This is a genomic window from Corynebacterium mendelii (assembly GCF_017307055.1).
Lineage (GTDB): Bacteria > Actinomycetota > Actinomycetes > Mycobacteriales > Mycobacteriaceae > Corynebacterium > Corynebacterium mendelii.
In genome coordinates, this window is the sequence record NZ_JAFLEQ010000016.1 from 188,285 (window position 1) to 190,847 (window position 2,563).

The following is a 2,563-nucleotide window of genomic DNA, read 5'->3' on the forward strand; positions in this document are numbered from 1 at the left end:
GGGGCGTGCCCCGCCCCCCGGCGGGTCCCACCCGCCGGTAAATTTTTTTTCCATCAACCATCCATGAACCCCGAAAGACTGATTATCGAAATTATGACTGTCACAACCCGTACCCGCCTGATCGCCGCCACCTGTGCCCTGGGCCTGGCCGCCGCCGGTGTCACCGCCTGCTCGAAGGCCGATGAAGCCGCCGATTCCACCGCCGCTTCGCTGAGCCAGGCAGCTGACGCTGCCGCTTCGGAAGCCGACAAGGCTGCCGCTGAGGCGGACAAAGCCGTCGACAAGATCGACAAGTCCCTCAAGGAAGGCGGCGACAAGGCCGCTGACGCCGCCAAGGACGCCAAAGACGCGGCCGAAGACGCCGCCAAGGACGCCAAAGACGCGGCCAAAGATGCCGCCGATAAAGCCACCGAGGCCGCCAAGGACGCCAAAGACGCTGCAACTGACACCGCCAAGGATGCCAAGGATGCGGCCGACGACGCCGCCAAGGATGCCAAGGATGCGGCCGACGACGCCGCCAAGGACGCCAAGGATGCTGCCGACGCAGCAGGCACCAAGGCCGCTGATGCTGTTGCCGAAGCCGAGGGCGAGACCATGGTGACCGTCACCGATGCCGCCGGCACCGAGATCAAGGTTCCCGACGCCATCAAGGTCGCCTACGACAAGCTCGGCGGCCAGTCCGGCCCGACCGGCGCTTTGACCAATGTCACCGAAAAAGACGGCAAGTGGGTGGCCTCCTACGCCAACGGCTGGCACATCGCCTTCACCGAAAAGACCGGCGCCTACCCGGTCAAGGGCCGTATCGGCCAGGAATGGTTCGAAAACGGTGCCATCGATAACCCGATCGGCATGCCCACCGCCCCGGAGCACCCCAAAGCTGACGGTGGCTGGGTCCAGGAATTCACCCAAGGCCAGGTGTGGGCCGCGGAAAACGGTGACGCCGGAGCCATTCAGGACACCAAGTAAAACCACTTCCGGCGCGGCCTGATCCGGGGGAGACCCCGGTGATGCCGGCCGGACGGCCGGATGTATCCGGCCTTTTTTCAGGCGGCCGGGGTATACAACCCCGGTCGCTGTTTTTTTGGCGTCCGGCGGTCGCGTGGTGCCGGTAGGTATCGTTTTGTACCCCGCACCCGGTACGGTCCCGATCCGGCGGCAGGCTGCGGCACCCGGCGGCACTGTGACCGATTCAACTGGAAAAGCCGTGGTGTGATGCTGTCGAAACAGGTTTGGTGTGCAGCTCACCGGCCCATTAGGCTTCAGGGCATGTCGAGAAACTTCCATATCCGGCCGTTGACCAAAAACGATTACCCGCAGGTCGTCGAAATCTACGAACACGGTCTGGACACCGGACACGCCACCTATGAGCGCCATGCCCTTCCCTGGGAAAAATTTTCCGCCGTGAAAATCATGGAGACCGCATATGTGGCTGTCGAAGCCGATGACGACAGCACGGTGCTGGGCTGGGTGACCGCCGCCCCGGTATCCCAGCGTCAGGTGTTCCACGGTGTGGTGGAAGACTCCATCTACATCCACCCCGACGCCCAGGGCCGCGGGGTGGCCGGGGCGCTGCTGGACAAACTCATCGAGGTCTGCATCGAGCTGAACAAGTGGGCCATCCACTCCTGGATTTTCCCGGAAAACGAAGGCTCGCGAAAACTGCACCAGTCCCGAGGTTTCGAAAAAGCCGGCACGTTGACCCACATGGCGAAAATGCCCTACGGGGAACTCAAAGGCCACTGGCGGGATACGGATATCTGGGAAAAATTGCTGCCGAAACCGGAAATCGTGGTCTAGATACCGCACCGCCGGGACCGTTTCACGGGCCGGATGGCCCACGGTCGGCGCCCGGCGGCGACGCCACGTGGCAACCCGGTCCCGAAACGCTGGGGCGGGCAGTGGACTGTTGGTGGCCACAGGTTCGCGCCGAGCAGATATCCACTTGTTTTCCCGCACAGGCCGTGACGGGGACGGCCACCTCTCCCGGAGACGGCCGCCGTTTTTCTGTCAGCGCTCCCGGGGCATGCCGGGATCCGGCCGGGGGAGTTGACAAAGGCCGGGCACACCGGCGTCGGCCCAGGCGGAAAAAACATCGGACAGTTCGGCCTTGCGGTCGGATCCGGCCCGACGATAAAACCTGTCGGGGAATAAAAATTACGGTGGCGGGGTTGAAACGACCATGACTAAAAAAATATCCCGGCCCCGGGTTCTCATTGTTGGCCTGATTGTTGCCGTTGCCGTTGTTGCCGTGGTGCTGTTTGCCACCCAACCCTGGCGCATGTTCACCAGCAGCACCATCGACGAGGCTCTGCCGGGAACGGCAGTAACCACCGGTGCCGCGCCGGCAACCGCTGCGGCCCAGACCGCGCAGGCGGATGCCCCCGCAAAAACACAGCAGTCACCGGCGCAGCCGGTTCCGGCCGAAAGCGCCCCGGTGCACCTGAAGCAGGGGAGTTTCAGCGGGATTGATCATGACACCTCCGGAAGCGCCTACCTCACCGAACTGCCGGACGGCCGCAGGATCATCCGGCTGGAAAACCTGGCCACAGACGACGGCCCGGAT

General features: G+C 63.7%; 2 protein-coding genes and 1 pseudogene. All 3 read left to right on the forward strand.

The genetic code is table 11. The features are described 5' to 3' along the window. Positions 1-93 precede the first annotated feature (93 nt). Positions 94-966 (forward strand): LGFP repeat-containing protein, encoded by an 873-nt coding sequence (locus JZY06_RS09280; protein ID WP_207279266.1) that lies wholly within the window; start codon positions 94-96, stop codon positions 964-966. A 300-nt stretch (positions 967-1,266) separates the two neighbouring features. Then, positions 1,267-1,797 (forward strand): GNAT family N-acetyltransferase, encoded by a 531-nt coding sequence (locus JZY06_RS09285; RefSeq protein ID WP_207279267.1) that lies wholly within the window; start codon positions 1,267-1,269, stop codon positions 1,795-1,797. 382 nt (positions 1,798-2,179) lie between these two features. After that, positions 2,180-2,563, forward strand: a pseudogene (locus JZY06_RS09290) (DM13 domain-containing protein); the annotation flags it as partial.